Consider the following 25,208-nt stretch of genomic DNA (forward strand, 5'->3'; position numbering starts at 1 on the left):
AGAATGAAAACAATAAGCATTTTGAATTTAAAGGGCGGCGTAGCCAAGACCTTTACAGCGGCAAACATGGCGTATGAGCTTTACAGGCGAGGTTATAAGGTGCTGCTGATTGACAACGATAAGCAGGGAAACTTAAGCAAGGCGTACAGCAGATATGATGCAGAGAACGTAGCACCAGTTACAAGGCTACTGGCTGGGGACTGGGAAAACGCAGACGAGCTGATACAGCATACAGAGTATGAGGGTATCGACATTGTAACGGCGAATATGTCATTATTTGGGGCTACATGGAATTTAACCAAAGAGGACAGCGAAAACCAGATAGAGAGATATAAAGCACTGGTATATGCAAAGATGCAGTATTACGGAGATTGCACCATATACGGCAAGTATGATTACTGCATCATTGATAACCCGCCGGATATTGGGCTTAATGTTGTAAATGCGCTGGCAATCACGGACGAGGTAATAGTACCCGTAAAGGTGGACGAGGACGCTTTAGAGGGGCTGGACATTGTGACAGAGCAGATAGAGGACGCAAAGGCATTTAACCCAGCATTAAAGCTGGCAGGCGTGCTGATTACGTCATACCAGAACACAGACGGCGAGGCAGCAGGCGTAGAGTGGCTGGAACAAAAGACAGATTTTAATATTTTGGGTATTATTCGGTATTCCAAGAAAGTAGCAGAAAATACTTTCATGCGTAAGCCGATTTATGAGTATAGCCCATGCTGCGGAGCGGCGCAGGGATACAAGAAATTTGTAACAGCGTATACAGGGAAAGAGAGGTAGCGGGCATGGATAAAGAAAAACGGTTTTGCCCGTTCAAAAGCAGTATGCAGGTAGATTACAGGAACGGTGCAAGGAATGTGCGTAATTTGTTTGTAAGATGCAGCGGCAGTAAGTGCATGGCATATAAAAACGGCGGCTGCTTAAGACTGGGAACGGGAACAGAGAAGAAAGCGAGGTAGAGAATATGGCAAAGTTTGGCATTAACGACATTCTGAACGCAAAGACGAAAGCGGCAGGGCAGCAGGCACAGACGGGCGGATACAAAGAGATTTATTTAAGCCCGTATGAAGTAAAGGCAGCACAGGAGAATACGCACCAGAAATTAGAGAACATAGAAGAGCTGGCAGACAGCTTTTTACACGTAGGACAGGAACAGCCTACAGTATTGGCGAGAGTAAACGGGGAATACCGTATAATCGACGGACACAGACGTAATGCGGCAAATATTTTGAACTTAGAGCGGGGACATAAGGAGTATGAGAAAGTGCTTTACCGCTTTATGGATATGAGCGAGGCAATGTATGAGCTGCGCTTATTGGCTGGCAACGGATTTACGCAGGAGCTTACAGCCTATGAAAAAACCAGATTAGTAGAGCGTACAAAAGCGGCGCTTATCAGAGCCAAGGAAGAGGACGGCTTAGAGATACAAGGCAAAATGCGTGATTTAGTGGCGGCTATGATAAACGAAAGCAGCACAAACGTAGCCAGAATGGACGCAATCAACAACAACGCAACGCCGGAGATTAAAGAGCAGCTGAAAGAGGGCAATTTAGGTATTACCGCTGCATACGAGGCAGCCAAGCTGGACGAGGACGAGCAGAAAGAAATAGCGGAAAAAGCAGCAGCGGGCAAAAATGTGAGGGCAAAGGAAATAGCGGAAAAGGTAGCAGAGAAAAAGGCAGGGGACGATTACGAAACACCGCACCCAGAAAGCATAACGTCTTTGTGCTATTCCTGCCAGAAATACAAGGACTGCAACGTAAAAACGGGAACGTGCCAGAAATGCGACCAGTACATAAATAAGGCAGAGGCTGAAAAGACAGACGAACAGCGATACAGCGAAGAGCAGGACGCTATAGACCGCCAGACAAAGAAAAAATTGCAGGAGCGGGAAGACACAGAAAAAATGGAGCATCTGCCAAGCGAGGGGAATATAGAGCATAAGCAACATGAATTAAAGATAGTGGCATCTGATTACAAGGACGTAATAAGCGGGAAAAAGAGCTTTGAGCTGCGGAAGAATGACAGAGGATACAAACAGGGCGACAGCCTTAAAATGCTGGAATTTAAGGACGGTAAGCACACAGGGCGCACGATTGATGCAGATATTATTTATATGCTGGAAGATTATACAGGGCTTACAGAGGGTTACTGTATTCTGGGTATCAGAGTAACAGACTATACAGGTAAGGTGTCCGAAACGGACACGGAAAGCGGGGCAGAACATGAATAGACGGCAGCGGAAAAAGAAGAAAGCACAGGTATTTACAATTATTCTGGGCTGTACGGCGTTTTGCAAGGCAGAGCAATACGAGAAGATGCGGAAAAGCGTAGAATATCAGTTACGAACAGGCAGCGTGGTTATGCTGCCTGCATACTTGCACGTAGAGGCAATCATAAAACAGCGAGGCGGCAGAAATATTGAGATTAAGCAGGAAAACGGGGTAGTAAATGTTTGAGTATATGGACGGCATAGTAGATGCAGTGGAAGAAATTGGACAGGCAGCAGTAGACGTAGCAGTATTTGTGACGATATGCACAGCAAAAGCGGTGTTGATAATAACAGCGCCAGTATGGATATTGCCGTATGTGATATGGAGAAAGGGGCGTAAGCAGTGAAATACAGACAGTGGAAAAAGAACTATAAGAAAAAGCATGGAGTAAACCCGCCGTTAGAGCTGGACAAGCGAAAACAGCGCAGGCTTGCAAGAAAAATGGCAAGACAGATAAATAAAACCTTGCCAACAGCAGCAGAAACATTGGCGGCAGCTATTAACCGCTGGGCGCAGAGTATAAAGCCAGCACTGGCGGCATTATGTGAGAACGTAGCAGCGGCGTTTAGCAATATGGCAGCAGGATTGAGAGAAGAAAGCGAGGCGGTAGAAAATGACTAATATTTTACTGGGAATTATAGCACTGGAATTGCTGGCTATATTTTCAAAGCTGGACAAACTGGAAGAGAGGGGCAGAGAGAATGAATAACGTATCACTTACAGGGCGGCTTACAAGAGAGCCAGAGCTTAGATATGGCGGGCAGGACAATAGCACAGCTATTACCCGCTTTACGCTTGCGGTAGACGACGGGAAAGATACAGATTTTATAAATATTAAGCGTTTCGGACGTACTGCGGAATGGGCGCAGAAATGGTTAAGCAAAGGCAGCAGGGCAGAGGTTACTGGTAAGATTAAAACAGGCAGCTACGAGAGCCAGCGCACGGGCAGCAAGGTATATTACACAGAGGTTGTGGCAAATAGCGTAGGATTTGGAGAGAGCAAAGCAGAGGCAGAGGCGAGAGGGCAGCAGCTGCCGGAGAGTGACGGGTTTATGAATATCCCAGAGGGAGCAGACGAAGAGCTGCCGTTTAATTAACAGAAAGCGAGGTACAGAACATGGAGCAGGAAGAAACAAAGACAACAGCGGCGGCAGGGGTAGAAATGCCGCCAGAGGCTGAAAGCTGGGTACAACTGCATGAAAGCGAATTAACAGAGCTGATGCAGAAACAGGCAAAGGCTGCAATAACGGAACTGAAACGACAGGAAAAGCAGGAGAGGAAGAAAGAGAAATACCACAACACTTTTACGCTTATGAAATGCTACCGTGATATGGCTTTCCATATCGAGAACGCAATAAGTGACGGGCAGCAGTTAGAACTTAAAGGCATGACGGACGAGCAGCAGCGTACATACTTAGAGAGTATCAGACGCACACGCTTTAAGACATTGATAATGACAGCGCATATAGACAAAGCGGTAGAAGAGATAGAGCGCCGCAGAGAGGCAGCAGGCAGAGGTGTAGAGTACAAGGCTTTTGAAATGTATTTCATGCAGGGCATGGACTATGCGGAAATCGCAGAGGAACTGGATACAGGAAAGAACACACCGAGGCGCTGGGTTACGGGCATCATAAACGAACTGTCAGTATTATTGTGGGGGATTGACGAAGAGAGGGTAAAGTAAGTGTTTGAAAAAATAAAAGCATGGATAAAAAGAAAGCGGGAAACAGCGAGAGAACAGCAGGCGGCAGACAGGTTGATAAAGCATATAGAGCAGGCGTTAGGATTTGAGCTTTACGAGTGGCAGAGGTTATATATAATAACTGGGATATGGCAGCCGCCAGAGGGACGGCTACACGGAAGAACGACAGCATATATATTGCGGCTATTATTAGACCAGAGTAAGCCGCTGCTGCTATATGAGTTTTCACAGGTGGCAGCGTATGCGGATAACCCATTTATGGGGCGGCAATATCAGCCAGTACCCATGCAGTATGCAGGCTGGTTTAGGCACGAGATAAGGAGTATATACGAGCAGCTAAGAGCAGCAGGCGTGCCAGTAAGAGAAATGATAACAGAGCAGCAGCGGGTAATATCGTGGTAAAAACGTGGTGTTTACATGGGAAAACAAAAGAGATACAATGGTAGCATGAAATGAGTAGGCGATAGCTTAAGCCATGTGCGGCAGCAGTTGCCTACTCTTTTTCTATTCATTCTTTAGCCTCCACCCAGCGCATGAAACTTAGGGCGCTGGGGAATGAAGAAAGCGAGGCGGTAGAAAATGACTAATATTTTACTGGGAATTATAGCACTGGAATTGCTGGCTATATTTTCAAAGCTGGACAAACTGGAAGAGAGGGGCAGAGAGAATGAATAACGTATCACTTACAGGGCGGCTTACAAGAGAGCCAGAGCTTAGATATGGCGGGCAGGACAATAGCACAGCTATTACCCGCTTTACGCTTGCGGTAGACGACGGGAAAGATACAGATTTTATAAATATTAAGCGTTTCGGACGTACTGCGGAATGGGCGCAGAAATGGTTAAGCAAAGGCAGCAGGGCAGAGGTTACTGGTAAGATTAAAACAGGCAGCTACGAGAGCCAGCGCACGGGCAGCAAGGTATATTACACAGAGGTTGTGGCAAATAGCGTAGGATTTGGAGAGAGCAAAGCAGAGGCAGAGGCGAGAGGGCAGCAGCTGCCGGAGAGTGACGGGTTTATGAATATCCCAGAGGGAGCAGACGAAGAGCTGCCGTTTAATTAACAGAAAGCGAGGTACAGAACATGGAGCAGGAAGAAACAAAGACAACAGCGGCGGCAGGGGTAGAAATGCCGCCAGAGGCTGAAAGCTGGGTACAACTGCATGAAAGCGAATTAACAGAGCTGATGCAGAAACAGGCAAAGGCTGCAATAACGGAACTGAAACGACAGGAAAAGCAGGAGAGGAAGAAAGAGAAATACCACAACACTTTTACGCTTATGAAATGCTACCGTGATATGGCTTTCCATATCGAGAACGCAATAAGTGACGGGCAGCAGTTAGAACTTAAAGGCATGACGGACGAGCAGCAGCGTACATACTTAGAGAGTATCAGACGCACACGCTTTAAGACATTGATAATGACAGCGCATATAGACAAAGCGGTAGAAGAGATAGAGCGCCGCAGAGAGGCAGCAGGCAGAGGTGTAGAGTACAAGGCTTTTGAAATGTATTTCATGCAGGGCATGGACTATGCGGAAATCGCAGAGGAACTGGATACAGGAAAGAACACACCGAGGCGCTGGGTTACGGGCATCATAAACGAACTGTCAGTATTATTGTGGGGGATTGACGAAGAGAGGGTAAAGTAAGTGTTTGAAAAAATAAAAGCATGGATAAAAAGAAAGCGGGAAACAGCGAGAGAACAGCAGGCGGCAGACAGGTTGATAAAGCATATAGAGCAGGCGTTAGGATTTGAGCTTTACGAGTGGCAGAGGTTATATATAATAACTGGGATATGGCAGCCGCCAGAGGGACGGCTACACGGAAGAACGACAGCATATATATTGCGGCTATTATTAGACCAGAGTAAGCCGCTGCTGCTATATGAGTTTTCACAGGTGGCAGCGTATGCGGATAACCCATTTATGGGGCGGCAATATCAGCCAGTACCCATGCAGTATGCAGGCTGGTTTAGGCACGAGATAAGGAGTATATACGAGCAGCTAAGAGCAGCAGGCGTGCCAGTAAGAGAAATGATAACAGAGCAGCAGCGGGTAATATCGTGGTAAAAACGTGGTGTTTACATGGGAAAACAAAAGAGATACAATGGTAGCATGAAATGAGTAGGCGATAGCTTAAGCCATGTGCGGCAGCAGTTGCCTACTCTTTTTCTATTCATTCTTTAGCCTCCACCCAGCGCATGAAACTTAGGGCGCTGGGGAATGAAGAAAGAGAGGGGACAGTATGAAAGCATGGGCTAAGAGTTTTTATTTATCAGCGGCATGGGAAAAAACCAGAGCCGCTTATTTAATGTCACAAGATTATATTTGTGAACGCTGCGGGCAGCCCGCAAAGATAGTGCATCATAAGCGCTGGCTTAACAGAGAGAACATAAACGACATAAGCGTTACGTTGTGCTGGGATAACTTAGAGGCGTTGTGCCAAGACTGCCACAACAAGGAACACCACAAACAGGAGAGGCATAAGCGGTATCAGTTCGACGAGAACGGCGGCATACTCCCCCCATATCAGAAAAATAATTAAAGGGGGCGAATACCGAGGGGGATACCCTAAAATTACCCTACGGGCGTGCGCACGGGTGGTGTAGGGGGTGTGGTGCGGCGCAGGAATGGAAAGCGGGGTAAAGGAATGGCAACAAAGAAAGAGAAAACCAAAGAACAGAGGATAAAGACCGAAAAGACCAGACTTAAGGGAATTTTCAAGGACTTAGACGAAAACAAAAGAAAATTAGTAACGCCGCTGATAGAAAAGGCTGCATTTATGAGCATTGAGCTGGACGACTTGCAGGCGAAACTTGAAAAAGACGGATGGACGAGTGAGTACCAGAACGGGCAGAACCAGTGGGGAACAAAGAAAAGCCCAGAGGCAGAAACCTACATAGCGCTTAGTAAGAACTATGCAGCAGTGATTAAGCAGCTTACGGAATTAGTACCAGCTGCGAAACGAAAGACAAGCAGGCTGGCGGCTTTGCGGGAAGAGTAAGCAATATTGCCGCCTTATCGAAATTATATCTATGAGTACCACGCAAAGATTACAAGCGGCGAAATCATAGCGGGAAAATGGATAAAGAAAATATACGAAATCATTATAAACGGGCTGCAAAAGCAGGAGTATTTTTTTAATGCAAAGGCTGCGAATAAGGCTATACGGTTCATAGAGAACTTTTGCCACCACAGCAAGGGACGTAATGATTTAATCAAGTTGGAGCTATGGCAGAAAGCCATAGTTTCTGTTATTTTTGGCATACAGGACGCAGAAAAAATACGTATTTTCCGTGAAATTTTTATTGTAATTGGCAGAAAAAACGGAAAAAGTTTATTTGCATCTGCGATTATTGCATATATGGCGTACTTAGAGCCAGAGTATGGACAAGAAATATACTGCTTAGCGCCGAAATTAGACCAAGCGGCGCTGGTGTATGACGGATTTTATCAAATGGTACAGGCAGAGGACGAGTTAGCGGAGCTGGCAAAGAAACGGCGCAGCGATATTTATATTGCGGAGAGCAACACGGTAATAAAACCGATTGCTTTTAATGCCAAGAAGTCAGACGGATTTAACCCGCAGCTTGTGGTATGTGATGAAATGGCAGCATGGAGCGGGGACGCTGGACTAAAGCAGTATGAGGTTATGAAATCCGCTTTAGGCGCACGTACTCAACCTATGATATTGAGCATAAGCACTGCCGGATATATCAACGACAGTATTTATGATGAACTAATGAAACGTAGCACAAGTTTCTTGAAAGGAAACAGCAAAGAGCGCAGGCTATTACCATTCCTTTACATGATTGATGATGTGGAGAAGTGGAACGACATAGACGAACTGAAAAAGGCTAACCCTAACATGGGCGTATCCGTAAAAGAAAGTTTCTTTATGGACGAGATAGCAGTAGCAGAGGGCAGCTTAAGTAAAAAAGCAGAGTTCCTTACAAAGTATTGCAATATCAAGCAGAACAGCTCTATTGCATGGCTGGAATATCAGACAGTAGAGAACGCCGGAGTAGAAAAGACCTTAGAGGACTTTAGGGACTGCTACGCAGTGGGCGGTATCGACTTAAGCCAGACAACGGACTTAACAGCAGCCAGTGTGGTTATTCAGAAAGACGGTACACTGTATGCGTTTACACAGTTCTTTATGCCACGGGGCAGACTGGAATACTTACAGGCTACGGACGGCGTGCCGTATGACATATTCGTTAAAAAGGGGCTGATAACCTTAAGCGGCGAGAATTACGTAGATTACCACGACGTTTACGGCTGGTTTACTATGCTGCTGGAAGATTACGGCATACGACCGTTGAAAATCGGCTACGACAGATACAGCGCCCAGTACCTTATTACCGATATGGCAAATTATGGTTTTCACATGGACGACGTTTACCAAGGCGAGAACCTTACACCAGTTATACGGGAGTTTGAGGGCATCATAAAAGACGGCGATTTTAAGATTGCCGACAACAATTTACTAAAGACGCATTTCTTAAATGTTGCGCTTAAGCACAACATGGAGACAAGAAAATTCAGACCTATAAAAATCGAGCAGCGGGCGCATATCGACGGCTTTGTATCTGTCATAGATGCAATGACCGTGCGGCAGAAATACTGGGAAGAGTGCGGCGAGCTGCTTAAAAATGCCGCATAGAAAGGAGTGTAAACGGCATGAAATTTTTAGACTATCTTTTTCATGGCAAAGAATTAAAAGCCATAGGTAATTATTTCAAAATGCTGAACGGATACAGCCCGACGTTTACCAGCTTTAGCGGCGGCGTGTATGAAATGGATTTAACCAGAACGGCTATAAATAATTTTGCTACACATTGCAGCAAGCTAAAGCCGGAGATAGAGGGCAGCGCTCTTAAGTCACTGGAAAAGACACTACAGCATAAGCCCAACTACTTCATGGATACAACAAAATTTATAAAGCGTCTGGCAACGTATGTAGCGGTGGAACACACCGCTTTTATTATACCTATCGAGGACGAATACGGGCGCTTGTGTGGCTGGTATCCACTGCGGGCTGAACGCTGCGAGGTGGTAGAGAGTGAGGGGCAGTTATATTTACGGTATCTGTTTGCAAATGGCAGCTATGGAGCTATTGAGTTTGAGCGTGTAGGCATTATGACAGACTTTGAATATAAAGACGACCTTTTTGGAGAGGACAACAGCACGCTTGCACCAACTATGCAGCTGATACATACGCAGAATGAGGGAATTATAAACGCTGTAAAAAATTCGGCAAATATCCGTTTTCTGGCAAAGGTGGCAAATATGCTGAAACCAGATGATATAAAGAAAGAACGGAAACGCTTTACAGAGGACAACTTAAGCGCAGACAACGATAGCGGCATGATTATTTATGATAACAAGTTTAGTGAGCTGAAACAGGTAGAAAGTAAACCGTACACACCAAACGCATTGCAGATGCAGCACATACAAGAAAATGTATGTACGCATTTTGGTACAAATATGGACATTCTGCAAAATAAATTTGATGAAAATACGTGGAACGCCTACTACGAGGGAAAAATAGAACCGTTTGCAATACAACTATCGCTTGTTATGACAAATATGAGCTTTACAGAGAGAGAAAGAGCCTGCGGCAATGCTATTTTCTTTTCTGCAAATCGCCTGCAATACGCCAGCAACGCCACAAAGTTAAGCGTAAGCACACAGCTTTTTGACCGTGCGTTACTGAACAGAAACGGCGTGATGGATATATGGAACATGGCACACGTTGAGGACGGGGAAAAGTATTATATCCGAAAGGAATATACAGAGGTAAGCGAGCTGAACAAAGGAAGTGAGCAGCCAGTTATCATACAGCAAGTACAACAGCAGACAGAACCAGCAGCAGGAGAAGAGCCGCAGAACGGACAGAAAGAGAAAGAGGGTGTAAATAATGCCAGTTAAGAAAGAACGGGAATATAGAACGCTGGTAGCACCTCTGGTAGCGCAGAGTTCCGGCGAAAAGCGTATACAGTCGGAGTGCTACGTAGAGGGCTACGCCACTACATTTAATGCGCCATACCTTTTATATGAGTTTGAGGACGGCACAAAGATTTACGAAAGAATAGACGCACACGCATTAGACAGCGCAGACATGAGCGACGTTATTATGCAGTACGACCATGAGGGTAGAGTATTTGCCAGACAGTCAAATAATACGCTGATTTTAGAGCCGGACGCAAAGGGGCTTTTTGTGGCAGCAGACTTAAGCCGGACAGACTTAGCTCGCGGACTGTATCAGGACATAAACGCAGGAATGATTACTAAAATGTCATGGGCGTTTACAGTGGCAGAGGAAAGTTACGACAGAGAAACACATACAAGAACAATTTTGAAAATCAAAAAGGTTTATGACGTATCAGCCGTGAGTATTCCGGCAAATAACGATACTGAAATAAGCGCCCGTGCTTTTGCGAGTAGGAGTTATGAGCGGGAGCGGCAGGAGTTGCTTAAGAGGCGGGCAGCAATACTAAAGATTAAGGCGAGCTTATAAAAATCAAAACAAAAAAGGAGAACACAGACTATGAGATTAAAGGAAATTGAGGCAAGATTAGCCGAAATCAAAGAAGAGCTTAACACCAGAGCGGCAGAGCTTACGGACGAGGAAATTACAAAACTGGAAACAGAGGTAACAGACTTACAGGAAGAGCGTACAGCTTTACTGACAGCGGCAGAGAAACGTAAAAAGCTGCTTGAAAGAATTGCAGCAGGAGAGCCGACAGGTGGAGCGGGAGCAGATACCACGCTGCTTAGAAATTTCAAGGGAGCAGGCGGCGCAGGAGCAGGAGAAACAGAGGACAAATACGACACTATGGCATACAGAAAAGCGTTTATGAATTATGTATGCAGAGGCGTTGCTATTCCGGCAGAGTACAGAGCGGCTGAAACCACCACTACAGCAGACAGTGGCGCTGTAATTCCGACAACTATTATGAATGAAATCATTCAGAAACTGGAAAGCTACGGCAGCATTTATGCAAAGGTGCGCAAGATTAACGTACAGGGCGGCGTTTCCATTCCGATTGCAGACTTAAAGCCTACTGCGCACTGGATTGCAGAGGAAAAGAGCAGCGACGACCAGAAAGCATCTGCTAAAAATTCCGTAACATTCAATTATTACGGTTTGGAGTGCAAAATTTCCCAGAGCATTTTAGCGAATGTAGTAACGCTGAAAATGTTTACTGATTTGTTTGTACCTATGGCAACAGAGGCAATGGTAAAGGCTATTGAAATTGCCATTTTCAACGGTACAGGTGAGGGGCAGCCGCTGGGTGTTCTTAAAGACAACAGGGTAACAACTGTAATTACTCTGACCCCGGAAGAGTACGCAAGCTGGAACGGCTGGCACAAGGTAAAAGGTAAAATGAAAAAGGCGTACAGAAACGGCAGCTTTGTTATGAACCAGTCCACTTTTGATACTGGCATTGACGGTATGGAAGATAAGAACGGGCAGCCTATCGGACGCACAAACTACGGCGTGAATGGAGAGGAAACATACCGTTTCATGGGTAAGAATGTGGAAACTGTAGAGGACGACGTTTTACCGAGCTGGGACGACGCAAACGAGGGCGACGTAATCGCAGTATTTATGAATTTCTCTGATTACGTTATCAATACCAACATGGAAATGCAGGTAGTGAAGTGGACAGACCACGACAACAACAAGATTAAGAATAAGTGCTTAATGGTAGTGGACGGCAAAGTAGCTGACGCTGCGGGTATTATCTTAGTTAAAAAGGGCGTAAAAGCAGTGTAAGAAAGCGAGGTAGAGCATGAAAGGATACTTAGACGCAAAAGAGCTGGAAAGCTATAAGAAAGAGGATTTGCAGGAACTGGCAAAGCAGCTGGGCGTAGATGCAGAAGGAACAAAGAAAGAAATTGCTGCACGCTGCGCAGCCGTCGAGGTAGATATACCAGACGACAGCGAGCTTACGGAAGAGGATAAAAAAGTAGCAGCAGAGGCAGCAGCAGAGGCAGCAGCGAAAGCCGAAGAAGAGAGAAAGGCGGCAGAGGCAGCAGCAAAAGCCGAAGAAGAGAGAAAGGCGGCAGAGGCAGCAGCAAAAGCCGAGGAAGAGAGAAAGGCAGCAGCAAAAGCCGAGGAAGAAAAGAAAACAGCAGGGCTGGTAAAAGTGAGAGCAAAGAACCGTTTTCTTGATAAGGAATTGAACCAGATTAAGGATACAGGAGATACTTACACAGTAACCAGAGAACGTGCAGCAGTTCTGGTAAATGCAGGAGTAGCGGAAGAAACAGAGTAAGAAAGAGGGTGCAGGCTATGGCAGCAACTGCCACAACATTAACCGAAAAGATGCGGGCGGCGCTGCGTATCAGCAGCACAAGCGAAAAAATCACGGAAGAAATAAACGACTGCATAGCCGCCTGCAAAATGGATTTGCAGGACGTAGGCGTAAAGAAACTGGAAGAAACAGACGCACTGATTATTAGAGCCATTACGCTATACTGCAAGGCAGAATTTGGATACTCTGATAAATCAGAGCAATTCTGGAAATCTTACGAGTGTCTTAAAATGCACTTAAGCCTATCCAGTGAATACACAGGCGGCGTTACGCCAGATACTGCGGACGACGAAGTAGGAGAGCAGGATATTAAGGATTTGTTTGGATAGGAGAAATAAGAGCAATGGCAATTAAGAGAGTTACATACGATACCCTTAAATTTCTGGTAGCGGAAATTAAAGAACGCTATGCAGAAAAAGGCGACATAGGGGCGCTGGGGGGGCTTGATAAGGTAGCTGTAGAAAATCTTACAGAGGATTTGAAAAGCCTTATAAACGGGAAAGCAGACGCAGCTACAACGCTTGCAGGCTATGGAATTAAAGACGGAATGACCGCAACAGAGGTAGCCGCCGCTATTTCCACAGCGATTGCAGGGACAGACCACTTAAGCCGTGTAATGGTAGACAGCACGGGAGACATTGATACAGTAGCGGACGACGCAGAAAAGAAAATTTACATGGTAAAAAATGCCAGTGGAGAGGCAGGAAACCTTTACAGCGAATACATGGTAATTAACGGTAAACTGGAAAAGGTGGGAGACTGGAAAGTAGACTTAAGTAGTTATGCAAAGACTACGGAAGTAACGGCAGCCATTGCAAATGCACTGACAACATACGCAAAGACCGCAGACGTAACAAAAGCAATCAACGAGGCAGTAGCGGGACTTATCCAGCTGGACGATTTAAGCGTAACAGTTACGGGCGCAGGCAATGTGATTACAGGGCTTGCGTATGATAACAAAACAGGCAAATTTACAGCTACAAAAGGAATAACGGCACTGACAGCAGCAGACCTTACAGAAATTACGCAGCAGGAAATAAAAGCCTTGTTTGCATAAGTGAGGTGCTGGCATGAGGTGGTTTAGCTTTACCAGCTTAAAGGCATTGGTACAGGAAATGAAAGCCAGAGAAAGCAGCAATATGCAGGCTGTAAATAATACGTTTTCAGAAGTTTACGAAAACATGGAAACATTGGACGGGCGCATAGATGCCTTAGAGCATAAAACAGATGCTGCATATCTGGGTAACTGCTATTGCGGTAGCGTTTATTTGGGCTATGTGTCCGAAACGGACACCTAAAAGAGAGGTAAGGTATGGACTGGATAGACGAAATAACGCTGATAAGCGAGGCAAGCGAAAAAGACAGGGTAAACAAAAACGGATTTGCGACAAAGCCGAAAGAAAGCACCCGTACTGTATTTTGTAATAAAAAATCAGTGGGGTATAGCGAGTATTTCAAGAGCCAGCAGACAGGAAAGCTGGTAGAGGCAAAGTACGAGGTACATAAGGCAGATTATGGCGGCGAGGACGTAGTAGAAGTAAACGGGCGGCGCTATTTTGTACTTAAGACCTACGATACAGGAACAGACACCATAGAGCTTACGCTTACAGATTTACGCCACAGAAACGAGGTGTAAGCATGGGAGAGTTTAACACAGTCGGGCTGGAAGATATTATAGACGCTTTCAGCCGGAGAGAGGCGGCTACAGTTGAGGCAGTACCCAAAATGCTTAAAGCTGGTGCTGATGTGCTGATAGAGGCACAGAGAGCAGAGGCACAGGCAATGGGACTGAATGAAACGGGCGGTTTTATCAATTCCATAAAAGCCACGGACGTAAAGGGCGACGATACGGAGAAATACGTAGAGATATACCCACAGGGACGGGCAAAGCATGGAAACGACAGAAAAGGAGATAAAAGCAAGGTGCGCTATGCAACAATCGGCTTTGTGGCAGAGTACGGCACAAGTAGCCACGCTGCACGCCCTTATATGACAGTGGCAAACGAAAAGGCGCACGAAAAGGTAGTAGAGGCACAGCGCAGTATATGGGAGAGTGAAACAGGCGAATGAGTATACAGGAGATTTTAGAAAGCGCAGGGTTGCCAGCCCAGAGAGGCGTTTACACTGGACGGGATAAGCCAGACGCATATTATACGTTTCTGCGGCTGCTGGGTACGCCTGCGGTAAATGCAGACGACGAAGAGAAAGAGCGCAGGGAAATGTATAGAGTTACGCTTTTCCATAAGGGCGATTTTGAGGCGCAGCTTGATAAGACAAAAGAGGTATTGAAAGCAGCAGGCGTTTATATCAACAGCATAGACGCAGAAAGCTACGAAACAGAAACGGGGTACTGGTTAGTGCCTATCACAGTCGAGATTTTGAAAGAGGAGTGATTAAACAATGACACTGGGACTGAAAGATTTATATTATGCCGTATGCACAGAGGCAGACGGAGCAGAGAGCTACGGGACACCTAAGAAAATGGCAGAGGCAATGAGCGCCGATTTATCCGTAAAGACAGCAGACGGCAGCTTGTATGCAGACGACACATTAAGCGAGAGCGTCACGGAGTTTGCAAGCGGAACGCTTAAGCTGGGAATTAAAGACCTTACGCCGGAAGTGCTGGCAGAGCTGCTGGGGCAGGCAGTAGATAAGAACAGCGTAGTATGGGCGGGAAAAGAGGACGAGCCGCCGTATGTTGCTGTAGGGTTCAGAGCTAAGAAAACGGGTGGTAAATACCGTTACGTATGGCTGCTTAAAGCAAAATTTAAAGTACCGTCTGAAAAGTACGAAACAAAGGGCGAGAGTATCAAGTTTAACACGCCGGACATTGAGGCATCTTTTACAACAAGAAAGAAAGATAACTTGTGGAAAGCAGACTTTGTGGGAACAGAGGAAAGCGCAGCGGCTAAAACGTGGTTTACAGCAGTGCCGGAAAAGGCAGCAGCAATGGAAAGTGTATAAAACAGGAAAGGAGAGAGGCGTAGCATGGGCTGCGCCTTAATTTTATATCATGGGAGCATTAAAGAGCGGGGCTTTTCCCGTAGAGCTGAACGGCAAAGAATATGGTTTACTTTTTTCACTGAACGCATTAGACGAAGTACAGGAAAAGTTTGGGGGCTACGACAAATTAAGTGAGGTATTCAATAAAGATAACCCAAACCTTTTTAAAGATACAAGGTGGTTACTTACGCTGCTTATTAACGAGGCACTTTTAGCAGAGGACGAAAACGCCCAGCTGCTTGAAGAGAAGAGGGTAGGCAGACTGATACACGCAGGAAATTTGCAGGAAGTACAGAACGCTATTTTTAAATCGTTCTACAGAGGAACTGCGGGAGACAACAGCGACACAGAGAACGAAAACGACGGAGAAGAAACAACAGAAGAGGGAAACAGGGCAGCCGTGCAGGAAAATTAGATACTGCACGGCTTTTGTATATTGCAGTAGTGCTTTTGAGATACAGGGAACGTGAGGCATGGAGAAAAACACCATACCAGATAACGACACTGTTTAAATATCACAAGGAATATAACCCGCACATTTTCCGACAGGAACAGGCGGGAACACCAGCAGCTACAGAAAACATGGACGATATAGACATAGCGTTAGGGGGCTTTTAATTATGGCAGATAAGACGCAGAACGTCAAAACAAGGTTAAGTTTTGACGGAGAGGCAGAGTATAAAGCAGCCTGCAAGGAAATTAACAGCACCCTTAAAGTGCTTAATTCTGAAATGAAACTTGTAACGGCTGAATATAAGGACAATGCAAGCAGCGTAGATGCGCTGAAAGCAAAGCAGGCGGTACTACAGAAAACATACGACGAGCAGGCAAAAAAGGTAAAAGAAACCGAGACGGCTTTAGAAAAATGTCGCAAGGCAACAGGAGACAATAGCGAAGAAAGTAAAAAACTTGAAACCCAGTTAAATTACCAGAAAGCAGCGCTTGTAAAGACAGAGCAGGAATTAGGCAAAACGACTGACGAAATGGAAAAAGTAGAAAAAGCCGCTGACGAAATGGGAAAGGAAATAAAAGACAGCGGGGAACAGGCAGACGACGCAAAGGGAAAATTTTCTGGATTTACAAGCGTGCTAAGCGGAATGGGTACAGCGCTTAAAGCAGCAGCAGCGGCGACGGCGGCAGCAGTTGCGGGAGCGGCAACAGCCATAGGAGCGCTTACCACAAAAGCGATAGAGGGATACGCAGCACAGGAACAGCTTGTAGGCGGTGTAGAAACTCTTTTCAAAACGTCGTCTGATACGGTTGTTGGTTATGCAAACGACGCATATAAAACAGCCGGAATGTCTGCAAATGAGTACATGGAAACAGTTACCAGCTTTTCAGCGTCGCTGCTTGCCAGTATGAATAATGACACGGCAGCGGCAGCAGAAAAGGCAAACGTGGCAATTACGGATATGTCAGACAATGCAAATAAAATGGGTACTGATATATCGCTTATACAGAACGCCTATAACGGTTTTGCAAAGCAGAATTATACCATGCTGGATAACTTAAAACTGGGATATGGCGGTACAAAAGAGGAAATGCAGCGACTGCTTGATGATGCAAGCAAGCTATCCGGCATTAAGTATGATATTTCATCATATTCAGACGTTGTAGACGCTATTCACGTCGTACAGACGGAAATGGGCATAACAGGGACAACGGCAAAAGAGGCAAGTACAACAATAGAGGGTTCGGTTAGTTCTATGAGTTCAGCGTGGGACAACTGGGTAGCTGGAATGGCAGACAGCGAGGCGAATTTCTCACAGCTTACAAGCAATCTGGTAGACAGTATTGTAACAGTGGTAGGGAATATAGCACCGAGGGTAATAGAAACAGTGCCGAGGCTGGTAAGCGGACTGGGAGAAATCGTAGAGCAGCTTGCAACGTATATACCACAGGTTATACAGGAGTTATTACCGCCTTTAATGAGCGGCGTACAGGACTTGCTTAATACGCTGGTTGGAATGCTGCCGGAAATGATAAGCATAATCGGGCAGATTATACCGACAATCATAGATACGCTGCTTACTATATTACCGCAGCTTTTAGAGGCAGGCGTACAGATTATTACGGAATTGGCGCAAGGTATCGCACAAGCGTTACCTACATTGCTGCCAACAATCGTAACGGTGGTTACGAACATTGTAACCATGCTGATAGAAAATATACCGTTGCTGATTACAGCAGCATTACAGCTGCTTACGGGGCTGGCACAGGGGCTGGTAGCAGCGCTGCCCGTACTGATTGAGGCACTGCCGGAAATCATAACGGCTATCATAAATGCACTGGTTGAGGGCATACCGCTTATTATCGAAAGTGCGGGCGATATTATAGTTGCATTGATTGACGGCATCATAGATGCAATACCGCTTTTAATCGCAGCCATACCGCAGATTATAGCAGCCATTGTAACAGGACTGATTACGGGGCTGCCTAAGATTTTGACGGCGGCAGGCAAGCTGGTAACGACAATCATAAATAAAATAAAAGAGCTACCTACTCTGATACCGCAGGCAATCGCTGCGGGCATTGAGAAAATAGCAGAGTGGGGCGCAAATATGCAGGAAAAAGGCGGCACAGTTATAACAAATTTTGTAACGAAAGTTATAGATATTGTTAAGGAGCTGCCGCAGAAAATCTGGAACAGTATAGTAAGCGCAGTAACCAGAGTGGCTACGTGGGGCGCAAATATGCAGACCAAAGCCAAAGAAGTAATGAACACAATGCTTACGAACATTGTAACGATTGTGAAAGAAACGCCTGCTAAAATCTGGAACAGTATAGTAAGCGCAGTAACCAGAGTGGCTACGTGGGGTAACAATATGCTTGCGAAAGCCAAAGAGGTAATGAATGCCATGGTAACAGGCGTTATTACGATTGTTAAGGAACTGCCGCAGAAAATCTGGAACAGCATAGTAGGGGCAGTAACCAGAGTGGCTACGTGGGGTAACAATATGCTTACGAAAGCCAAAGAGGTAATGAATGCCATGGTAACAGGCGTTATTACGATTGTTAAGGAACTGCCGCAGAAAATCTGGAACAGCATAGTAGGGGCAGTTACCAAAGTGGCTACGTGGGGTAACAATATGCTTACGAAAGCCAAAGAGGTAATGAATGCCATGGTAACGGGCATTGTTACGATTGTTAAGGAAATACCGCAAAAGATTTATAACAGCATTTCTGGTGCAATTACCAAAGTGGCTACATGGGGTACAGAAGTAAAGAACAAAGCCGTAGAGGGAATGAAAAATGTAATTACTGGAATAACAGACGTATTTAAGAATATTGGCAGTACGTTTGCCGGGTTCGGTAAAAACATGGTAGAGGGCATCTGGAACGGCATAAACGGAGCTACGCAGTGGATAAAGGACAAAATAAGCGGCTGGGTAGGCAATGTTACCGACTTCCTTAAGGATTTATTTGGAATTGCCAGCCCGTCTAAGCTGATGCGTGACGAAATCGGCGTATATCTGGCGCAGGGTATCGGTGTTGGCTTTTCTAATGAAATCGGCGGCGTTAAGAAAATGATTGAGGACAGCGTACCGCAGGAGTTTGACGTAGACGCAAAGGTAAATGTAGGCAATGAATTTAAGTATGATAACGACGACAAAAAGCCAAAGCCGAGAGGCGGCAGTGCAGCAGGCGGCGTAGTTGTCAATCAGTATATTTATGCGAATACCACGGACTATGCAAAACAGCAGAAAGAGGCAGCCCGACAGTTCAGAATGATAGCAAGGACGGTGTAACACATGGAAAATGAAAAACTGACTTACATAAATTCAAGGGGCGAGCGGTTAGAGCTGGGAGTAGACAGCGTATACCATTGCAATATAAGTAAAGACGTAGAGGGCATTTCCGGCGTTACGAGCGTCATTTACAGCACAAATAGTATGGGACAGCACGGCGACACCTACGTAGGGCAGCGTATCGAGGCGAGGGACATAGACGTAGTGGGACATATCAACACACGGGACAAGGCGCAGGCATTGGAACTGCGCCGCCGTATGCTTAAGATATTTAACCCAGAGCTTAGCGCTACGCTGGTGTATGAGTACGGCGGCTTTAAGCGTGTGATTGATTGCAGGGCGTATGGAGAGCCTAAGATACTAAAGAAAGAGGTACTTTATGAGTTTGATTTACAAATAGAGTGCCTTAACCCGTTCTGGCGGGAAGAGGAAGAAACAAAAGAGGATATAGCAAGCTGGGTGGCTGCGTGGCATTTCCCTTGCGTTATCGAAAAGGACGGCACAAAGAGCATGATATACGGATACCGAGCGGAAAGCGTAATAGTGGACTGCTACAACGAGGGCGACGTATCAACAGGAATGAGGATAAGGTTTACAGCACTGGGGACAGTTTCAAACCCGATACTGCTTAATGTGGATACCGAGGAATTTATACAGATTAACGCCACTATGAAAACGGGCGACGTGATAGAGATTAACACGAAGTACGGCAGCAAGGGCGCTAAGCTGATAAGGGACGGCGTAGAAACCGACTATTTCCGCTACATTGATGTAGACAGTACATTTATGCAGCTTGCCATAGGCGACAATATGTTTAGGTATGATGCAGCCAGCGGCGTAAATTCTCTGGAAGTATCCATATTCTACAGCAAGGAATTTTTAGGAGTGTGACGGTATGGAGCTTAGAGTATTCGACAAGACAGTACAGCCGCTGGGAGCTATAGACGAGCTGGCAAGCCTGCTATGGCATACAAAGTATTTTGACGTAGGAACTTTTAGCCTGCTTGCGCCGATTACGGACAATAACAGCCGTTTGCTGGTAGAGGGTAACTTAATAACCAAGCACGACGGAAAAAAGGAAGTAAAGACCGCTGACGGCGGCGTATGGCGCAGGGCAGCGCAGATAACCTACGTACACATTACCAAAGACGAGAACGGCTTAGAGCAGTTAGAGGCACAAGGCTATATGCTTAGCTGGTGGCTTAATAAGCGCTGCATTTATCCGCAGATTGTGGCGACAGGTACAAACCAGTATCTTATAAACCTTATGGTAAAGAACAACTGCGGCAGCGCAGCAGGAACAAAGCGGCGTTTTCCGTTGCTTACATTTCTGGCGCAGGAAACCATAGACGGCGTGGCGGTTGAATATGCAAACGAGGTATACGCGCAACTGGGGCAGGAAGTAAAGGCAAGGGCGCAGGCTGGAAAGCTGGGCTATGACATTCTGCTTAACGAAAGAGAGAGACTGTTTGGCTTTTATCTGTATAAGGGCAATGACCTTACAGCCACAAATACCGAGGGTAACACACCCTGCATATTTTCAAGAGATTTTGATAATGTCAACGAGCAGGAATATACAGCCAGTATAGAGAACTGCGGCAACTTTATTTATGTGCAGGGAGCAGCTGACGACGACGGCAGCCAGCCAGTAACCACAGTGGACGGCGAGGGCGCAACGGGGCTGGATTTAGTAGAGGTATTCTGCGACGCTACGGACATTGCCAGAAAGTACCAGCAGGGGGAAACAGAGGTAACAATACCGCTGAATACCTATATTGCAATGCTGAAAACGAGAGGCAGCGCAGAACTGGAAAACTACGGCAAGAACATAAATTTTGTAAGTACCATAAATACAAATTCAAACTTAAAATTTAAGGCTGATTTTGATTTAGGCGACCGTATTACTTGCAAAGAAACCAAGTGGGGCATACAGATAGATGCACGCATTACAGAAGTAGCAGAAACATACCAGAAAGGCGAGGAAACCATAGAGGCGACTTTTGGCGACAGCCTGCCGACACTGGTAGACCAGATTAGGAAAGTGAGGTAGCAGAAATGGCAAACAGCTTACCGTTTAATGCCGTGGCAGTAGACGGAGAGTACGACAGGGTATATAAAGCCGAGGATTGGGCGTGGTACTTTGCTACTTTCATTGCAAACGGCATTTTTCCAAAGCCAAGCGACGGGCTACAGGTGGTAGCTTACAGCGGCATGGAAATAAGAGTAAATGCAGGCTATGCCTTTATAAACGGCTACGCCTTTAGAAATCCTGCAACGCTTAGCGTAACACTGGATACGGCAGAGGGAGCGCTTAACAGGGTGGACAGGGTAGTAGTTCGCTGGGATTTGCCGCAAAGAGATATGTATATTGCGGTGCTGAAAGGCACACCGTCTGCAAAGCCGACAGCAACGGCAGTAACACGCACTACGGAAATATGGGAGCTTGCGCTTGCAGATATTTACGTAGGCAAGGGCGTAACAAGGATACAGACGCAGAACATCACAGACCAGCGGTTTAATAGCGCAGTCTGCGGCATTGTAACAGGAACGGTGGAAGAGATAGACGCAAGCGTGCTTACAAAGCAGTTTACGGACTTTTTCAACACCTACAGCGCAGCCGTGCTGGACGAGTTCAGCGCATATAAGCAGAGTATGGAAAAGTACCTTACAGAGATTGCGGGCGTATATGACAGCTACGTAAGCAAGACAGAGGGCTTATTTGCACAGTATGAGAGCCAGTTTAACGAAAGATACAGCAGTTTTGAAAGCACGCTTGACAACTGGGACAAGGAACTTTTAAGCGCCTATACAGAATTTATGGCAAAAATTAAGTTATTCCAGTCGGACGCTGAAAACGAATTTAACACATGGTTTGAGAGTATCAAGGACAAGCTGGGCGAGGACATAGCAGGCAGCCTGCAACTGCAAATTGAAGAGCTGGCAGCAGCCATGCAGGAAGTGAAAAAGCAGGCAGAGGCAGGCACGAAAGAAACAAAAGAGGCAATAGCAGCGCTGGACGAGCGACTTAAGAGAGTAGAAAGCGGCTGGGGCATTGACTATAAGCATGATGCTGTACTGGGATTGTGTTACATGGGTGCAGCATACATGAGCCAGCATTACGAAAGAACAGTAGAAACGGCAGTGTTAGGGGCTACCTACGTGGGTAATTCCTATCTTGCAAATACATTTTAGAAAGGCGGCAGACCATGAAAGGATTTCCTAAAGTATTAAAGACAAAAGAGGATTATTACAACTGCCTTGCTATGGTAGCAAGCGGAGAACTGGCGGCAGCAGATTTGCTGGCGAAAATCGAGAGCGCAGAGAACCAGCGTTATATTGAGTGTGGCGTAGCAGCTGTAGAGGAAGAGAAAAAGGCGGTTACGGTATATTACTGCGACGAGGCAGCGGTAGGTATGAAATTTGTAGCGGGCGACGTATCCGGCACGGTGCAGGGAGTAACACATATCCAGACCGACGAGGCAGCGGCAGCAGGAGAGGCAGGAAACGACAGAACAGCCCTTACACTTTCCAAAGCGGTAAAAGCGGGCTGCAAGGTAATTGCGCTGGAACGCACAGACACCGTGGCAGGAATGACAACAGACGACATTGCAGCACTGAAAGGAGTATTAAAGCAGTATGAGTAGATTATTAGTGGACGACGTTACAAAGACCGACGCAAGGGCGCTTTTGAACGTAAATAAAATGGCTACAATCAGCGATATTGTAGCACCGAGCAATGAGTACATTTACGCCAGCGGAGCAAATGAACTGACCGTAGTAGAGGGCTGCGTAATTGCCGTGGGTGGTGCTGGAATTTTCAAGACAGCAAATACCATTCTTACGGCTGCTAATCTGGACGCAGGCAGCGCTTTTGCGGTAGGTAAAGACTATTACGTATATATCTGCGACAGCAGAATTGACAGCGCAGACGAGAAATACGTAATTTCCCTTAACTCTACATACCCGACAGGCTGGAACGCTACAAACAGCCGTAAAATCGGCGGCTTTCATTATGGACGCTGCCGCAAGGTGGACAGCAATTTACAGCCGCTTAATGGCAGCAGTGTTATTTTTGGAACAGGCTGGGAAAGTGCAGTAAGCAACGGCATTGTACCACGTTCTGTATGGACACTGGGACACCGCCCGAAATGCAGCCCAGAGGGTATGGTATATTTAGGCGGTGGCACATGGGTAGATATTTACCTTAATTCTGACGACGGAGCAAAGGGCTTGAAATCAGAGTACGGCTGCGCACCTATGACGGGTACAGAAAGCATGAACTGGTATAACTTTGTAGAACGTCTGGCAAAGAGCGGTAAACGCCTGCCGAACTATGCAGAATTTTGCGCTTATGCTTTTGGCAGCCCTGCCGGACTGGATAACGCAAATACAAACGCATGGAGCGCCACCAGCAACACAGGTAGGGGCGTAACAGGCAGTGTGGTAAATGCCGTTTCTTCCGTGGGCGTTGTAGATGCCGTGGGGCGTGTCTGGGAGTGGCTGGACGAGCTTATTACAAGAGCGGAACACGCCACAAATGCAGACTACCACGCAAGCGTAGCGTGGGGCTGGGACAAGAAAAGCCCATTGAACACAGGCGAGAAGTCTTACGACGTTGGTAACATTTACCAGTATTACGCATATTCTCTGGCGGCGCTGTTAGCGGGCGGCAACTGGGGCAGTGGGGCGAGTTGCGGCGCTCGTGCCGTGAATTGCGGCATTTACCCGTGGTCTGTCAATACGAACGTTGGCGCTCGTGGGGCGTGTGACTCTCTGTAGACGGCGGGCGGCAACTGGAACAATGGGGCGAATTGCGGCGCTCGTGCCGTGAATTGCAACAATTACCCGTGGAATGTCAATACGAACATTGGCGCTCGTGGGGCGTGTGACTTAGTGAGAACATTACAGGCACAGAGTTCTACGGAATACTGGCAAGGACTTAGAAAGGGATAAGACCGAGTGTTTAATATCCTATAGTCAGAGCGGCTGTCCCGCCGTGAGGCAAAGAGAAAAAATACGGCTGCTGGTTAGTAGCTACGGCGAAAGGCAGGAGCTTAATACTTGAAGAGAGTAGGATACATTACCGATAAGGACGGGCGGCGCATTACGCTTTTAGAGGCTATGGGCGACTATGGAAACGTACAGAAAGCCTATAACAAAGCCAGAAAGTGTAAACGCCACAGAAAAGACGTACTGATTTTTACGAAAGACAAAGAGGAAAACTTAGACAAGGTGCGGGAAGATATTCTAAACCTTGCCTATGAGCCGAGCGAATACCATTACTTTAAGGTGTACGAACCGAAAGAGCGGCAGATAATGGCGCTGCCGTTCTATGACAGGGTGGTACAGCACGCCATAAACAACGTGTTAGAGCCTATATTTGATAAGAGGTTTATATCGCAGTCTTACGCCTGCCGGAAAGGTAAAGGTATGCACGCTGCGTCTGATACGCTAAAAGAGTGGCTGTATGAGTGGAACAAATACCACCCAGACCAGCCGCTTTATGCTATCAAGGCAGATATACACCACTATTTCCAGAGCATAGACCATGCGGTATTAAAAACTGAAATACGTAAGGTTATAAAAGACGCTGGGGTACTGGCATTGCTGGACAGGATAATAGACCACAACGGCAATATGCCGGACGGCGTAGGGATACCAGTAGGAAACCTTACCAGTCAGTTATTTGCAAATATCTATCTGGACGCATTAGACCAGTTTATTAAGCATGAGCTGGGCGTAGAGGCGTACATACGATATATGGACGACTTTGTAATATTAAGCCCAGACAAGGAACAGCTGCGCAGCTGGCTTGCACGGATAGAGCAATTCTTACGGGAAGAGCTTAAGTTAGAGTTTAACCCGAAAACTACCATACTGGCAGCAAAGAACGGTATAGACTTTGTAGGCTACAAACACAGGGCAACGCACAGGAAAGTACGAAAGGACAGCATAAAGCGCATAAAGCGTACTATCAAGAAGTGCGAGAGCGGGAAAATCACAAAAGAGCAGTTACAAAAGAGTATACAGAGCTGGACGGGACACGCAGGACATGCCGACAGCTATAACCTACGAAAGAAAATAGAAACGCTGGCAGAGGCAGCCATAGAAAAGGCTGCTTAAGCGGCAAAATGCAGGAGCG

Annotated in this window: 35 protein-coding genes; all 35 read left to right on the plus strand. The window is 46.3% G+C overall.

The window, feature by feature from the left end:
• Window positions 1-3 precede the first annotated feature (3 nt).
• The 35 genes from AC6I5B_RS03010 (at window position 4) to AC6I5B_RS03180 (ending at window position 25,189) form a co-directional block, all read left to right on the plus strand.
• Window positions 4-792 carry a ParA family protein gene (locus AC6I5B_RS03010; RefSeq protein WP_003023383.1) on the plus strand — a complete coding sequence of 263 codons (789 nt, stop codon included), beginning with the start codon at window positions 4-6 and terminating at the stop codon, window positions 790-792.
• A 5-nt stretch (window positions 793-797) separates the two neighbouring features.
• Window positions 798-971: a hypothetical protein gene (locus AC6I5B_RS03015; RefSeq protein ID WP_003023380.1), complete on the plus strand. Its 174-nt coding sequence runs from the start codon at window positions 798-800 to the stop codon at window positions 969-971.
• A 5-nt stretch (window positions 972-976) separates the two neighbouring features.
• Entirely contained in the window at window positions 977-2,245 is a 1,269-nt protein-coding gene (locus AC6I5B_RS03020; protein WP_497773601.1) for a ParB/RepB/Spo0J family partition protein, read from the plus strand.
• Window positions 2,238-2,471, plus strand: a complete 234-nt coding sequence (locus AC6I5B_RS03025; protein ID WP_002591257.1) for a hypothetical protein — start codon at window positions 2,238-2,240, stop codon at window positions 2,469-2,471. Before AC6I5B_RS03020 ends, AC6I5B_RS03025 begins: the two co-directional genes overlap by 8 nt.
• Complete coding sequence (locus AC6I5B_RS03030; RefSeq protein WP_172594737.1) at window positions 2,464-2,631, plus strand: hypothetical protein; 168 nt, start codon at window positions 2,464-2,466, stop codon at window positions 2,629-2,631. The genes AC6I5B_RS03025 and AC6I5B_RS03030 overlap by 8 nt, the downstream gene beginning before the upstream one ends.
• A complete protein-coding gene (locus AC6I5B_RS03035) occupies window positions 2,628-2,906 on the plus strand; it encodes a hypothetical protein (protein ID WP_497773602.1) in 279 nt (92 codons plus the stop codon). Before AC6I5B_RS03030 ends, AC6I5B_RS03035 begins: the two co-directional genes overlap by 4 nt.
• 80 nt (window positions 2,907-2,986) lie before the next feature.
• Window positions 2,987-3,382 (plus strand): single-stranded DNA-binding protein, encoded by a 396-nt coding sequence (locus tag AC6I5B_RS03040; RefSeq protein WP_497773603.1) that lies wholly within the window; start codon window positions 2,987-2,989, stop codon window positions 3,380-3,382.
• A 20-nt stretch (window positions 3,383-3,402) separates the two neighbouring features.
• Entirely contained in the window at window positions 3,403-3,969 is a 567-nt protein-coding gene (locus tag AC6I5B_RS03045) for a sigma-70 family RNA polymerase sigma factor (RefSeq protein WP_009297812.1), read from the plus strand.
• Window positions 3,970-4,389 carry a hypothetical protein gene (locus AC6I5B_RS03050; RefSeq protein WP_055272326.1) on the plus strand — a complete coding sequence of 140 codons (420 nt, stop codon included), beginning with the start codon at window positions 3,970-3,972 and terminating at the stop codon, window positions 4,387-4,389.
• A gap of 265 nt (window positions 4,390-4,654) precedes the next feature.
• Window positions 4,655-5,050 carry a single-stranded DNA-binding protein gene (locus tag AC6I5B_RS03055; protein WP_497773603.1) on the plus strand — a complete coding sequence of 132 codons (396 nt, stop codon included), beginning with the start codon at window positions 4,655-4,657 and terminating at the stop codon, window positions 5,048-5,050.
• A 20-nt stretch (window positions 5,051-5,070) separates the two neighbouring features.
• Complete coding sequence (locus AC6I5B_RS03060; RefSeq protein ID WP_009297812.1) at window positions 5,071-5,637, plus strand: sigma-70 family RNA polymerase sigma factor; 567 nt, start codon at window positions 5,071-5,073, stop codon at window positions 5,635-5,637.
• Window positions 5,638-6,057 carry a hypothetical protein gene (locus tag AC6I5B_RS03065; RefSeq protein ID WP_055272326.1) on the plus strand — a complete coding sequence of 140 codons (420 nt, stop codon included), beginning with the start codon at window positions 5,638-5,640 and terminating at the stop codon, window positions 6,055-6,057.
• A gap of 175 nt (window positions 6,058-6,232) precedes the next feature.
• Window positions 6,233-6,532: an HNH endonuclease gene (locus AC6I5B_RS03070; protein WP_055056147.1), complete on the plus strand. Its 300-nt coding sequence runs from the start codon at window positions 6,233-6,235 to the stop codon at window positions 6,530-6,532.
• 105 nt (window positions 6,533-6,637) lie between these two features.
• Window positions 6,638-6,991, plus strand: coding sequence for a hypothetical protein (locus AC6I5B_RS03075; protein ID WP_174805388.1), 354 nt, complete (start codon window positions 6,638-6,640; stop codon window positions 6,989-6,991).
• A gap of 6 nt (window positions 6,992-6,997) precedes the next feature.
• A complete protein-coding gene (locus AC6I5B_RS03080) occupies window positions 6,998-8,653 on the plus strand; it encodes a terminase large subunit (RefSeq protein ID WP_002591266.1) in 1,656 nt (551 codons plus the stop codon).
• 17 nt (window positions 8,654-8,670) lie between these two features.
• On the plus strand, window positions 8,671-9,921 hold the full coding sequence (locus tag AC6I5B_RS03085; protein ID WP_118084361.1) for a phage portal protein: 1,251 nt from the start codon (window positions 8,671-8,673) through the stop codon (window positions 9,919-9,921).
• Window positions 9,911-10,510, plus strand: coding sequence for an HK97 family phage prohead protease (locus tag AC6I5B_RS03090; protein WP_118084362.1), 600 nt, complete (start codon window positions 9,911-9,913; stop codon window positions 10,508-10,510). The genes AC6I5B_RS03085 and AC6I5B_RS03090 overlap by 11 nt, the downstream gene beginning before the upstream one ends.
• Window positions 10,511-10,540: 30 nt before the next feature.
• Complete coding sequence (locus AC6I5B_RS03095) at window positions 10,541-11,773, plus strand: phage major capsid protein (RefSeq protein ID WP_118293898.1); 1,233 nt, start codon at window positions 10,541-10,543, stop codon at window positions 11,771-11,773.
• 16 nt (window positions 11,774-11,789) lie between these two features.
• Window positions 11,790-12,275 carry a hypothetical protein gene (locus AC6I5B_RS03100; RefSeq protein WP_497773604.1) on the plus strand — a complete coding sequence of 162 codons (486 nt, stop codon included), beginning with the start codon at window positions 11,790-11,792 and terminating at the stop codon, window positions 12,273-12,275.
• A 17-nt stretch (window positions 12,276-12,292) separates the two neighbouring features.
• The gene (locus AC6I5B_RS03105) at window positions 12,293-12,643 is read left to right on the plus strand and encodes a phage head-tail connector protein (RefSeq protein ID WP_118684094.1); all 351 of its coding nucleotides are present in this window, start codon (window positions 12,293-12,295) and stop codon (window positions 12,641-12,643) included.
• Between the two features lie 14 nt (window positions 12,644-12,657).
• Window positions 12,658-13,371, plus strand: coding sequence for a hypothetical protein (locus tag AC6I5B_RS03110; protein ID WP_118084366.1), 714 nt, complete (start codon window positions 12,658-12,660; stop codon window positions 13,369-13,371).
• A gap of 13 nt (window positions 13,372-13,384) precedes the next feature.
• Window positions 13,385-13,612 (plus strand): hydroxymethylglutaryl-CoA synthase, encoded by a 228-nt coding sequence (locus tag AC6I5B_RS03115; RefSeq protein WP_117469162.1) that lies wholly within the window; start codon window positions 13,385-13,387, stop codon window positions 13,610-13,612.
• Between the two features lie 14 nt (window positions 13,613-13,626).
• Window positions 13,627-13,950, plus strand: a complete 324-nt coding sequence (locus AC6I5B_RS03120; RefSeq protein ID WP_118084367.1) for a hypothetical protein — start codon at window positions 13,627-13,629, stop codon at window positions 13,948-13,950.
• Between the two features lie 2 nt (window positions 13,951-13,952).
• Window positions 13,953-14,384, plus strand: a complete 432-nt coding sequence (locus tag AC6I5B_RS03125; RefSeq protein ID WP_002591273.1) for a hypothetical protein — start codon at window positions 13,953-13,955, stop codon at window positions 14,382-14,384.
• On the plus strand, window positions 14,381-14,707 hold the full coding sequence (locus tag AC6I5B_RS03130) for a hypothetical protein (protein ID WP_002591274.1): 327 nt from the start codon (window positions 14,381-14,383) through the stop codon (window positions 14,705-14,707). Before AC6I5B_RS03125 ends, AC6I5B_RS03130 begins: the two co-directional genes overlap by 4 nt.
• Window positions 14,708-14,714: 7 nt before the next feature.
• The gene (locus AC6I5B_RS03135; protein ID WP_002591275.1) at window positions 14,715-15,278 is read left to right on the plus strand and encodes a major tail protein; all 564 of its coding nucleotides are present in this window, start codon (window positions 14,715-14,717) and stop codon (window positions 15,276-15,278) included.
• 49 nt (window positions 15,279-15,327) lie between these two features.
• The gene (locus tag AC6I5B_RS03140; protein WP_009297822.1) at window positions 15,328-15,732 is read left to right on the plus strand and encodes a hypothetical protein; all 405 of its coding nucleotides are present in this window, start codon (window positions 15,328-15,330) and stop codon (window positions 15,730-15,732) included.
• A gap of 35 nt (window positions 15,733-15,767) precedes the next feature.
• A complete protein-coding gene (locus AC6I5B_RS03145) occupies window positions 15,768-15,935 on the plus strand; it encodes a hypothetical protein (protein ID WP_004843023.1) in 168 nt (55 codons plus the stop codon).
• 2 nt (window positions 15,936-15,937) lie between these two features.
• The gene (locus tag AC6I5B_RS03150; protein ID WP_497773605.1) at window positions 15,938-19,066 is read left to right on the plus strand and encodes a phage tail protein; all 3,129 of its coding nucleotides are present in this window, start codon (window positions 15,938-15,940) and stop codon (window positions 19,064-19,066) included.
• Between the two features lie 3 nt (window positions 19,067-19,069).
• Window positions 19,070-19,957: a phage tail family protein gene (locus tag AC6I5B_RS03155; RefSeq protein ID WP_497773606.1), complete on the plus strand. Its 888-nt coding sequence runs from the start codon at window positions 19,070-19,072 to the stop codon at window positions 19,955-19,957.
• Between the two features lie 4 nt (window positions 19,958-19,961).
• The gene (locus tag AC6I5B_RS03160) at window positions 19,962-21,116 is read left to right on the plus strand and encodes a siphovirus ReqiPepy6 Gp37-like family protein (RefSeq protein ID WP_118684081.1); all 1,155 of its coding nucleotides are present in this window, start codon (window positions 19,962-19,964) and stop codon (window positions 21,114-21,116) included.
• A gap of 5 nt (window positions 21,117-21,121) precedes the next feature.
• The gene (locus AC6I5B_RS03165) at window positions 21,122-22,258 is read left to right on the plus strand and encodes a hypothetical protein (RefSeq protein WP_002591281.1); all 1,137 of its coding nucleotides are present in this window, start codon (window positions 21,122-21,124) and stop codon (window positions 22,256-22,258) included.
• A gap of 14 nt (window positions 22,259-22,272) precedes the next feature.
• On the plus strand, window positions 22,273-22,710 hold the full coding sequence (locus AC6I5B_RS03170; protein WP_055056154.1) for a hypothetical protein: 438 nt from the start codon (window positions 22,273-22,275) through the stop codon (window positions 22,708-22,710).
• Window positions 22,703-23,845, plus strand: a complete 1,143-nt coding sequence (locus tag AC6I5B_RS03175; protein WP_497773607.1) for a phage major tropism determinant — start codon at window positions 22,703-22,705, stop codon at window positions 23,843-23,845. The genes AC6I5B_RS03170 and AC6I5B_RS03175 overlap by 8 nt, the downstream gene beginning before the upstream one ends.
• A gap of 282 nt (window positions 23,846-24,127) precedes the next feature.
• Entirely contained in the window at window positions 24,128-25,189 is a 1,062-nt protein-coding gene (locus tag AC6I5B_RS03180; protein ID WP_118293891.1) for a reverse transcriptase/maturase family protein, read from the plus strand.
• Window positions 25,190-25,208: the final 19 nt, after the last annotated feature.

The organism is Faecalimonas nexilis (genome assembly GCF_059731825.1).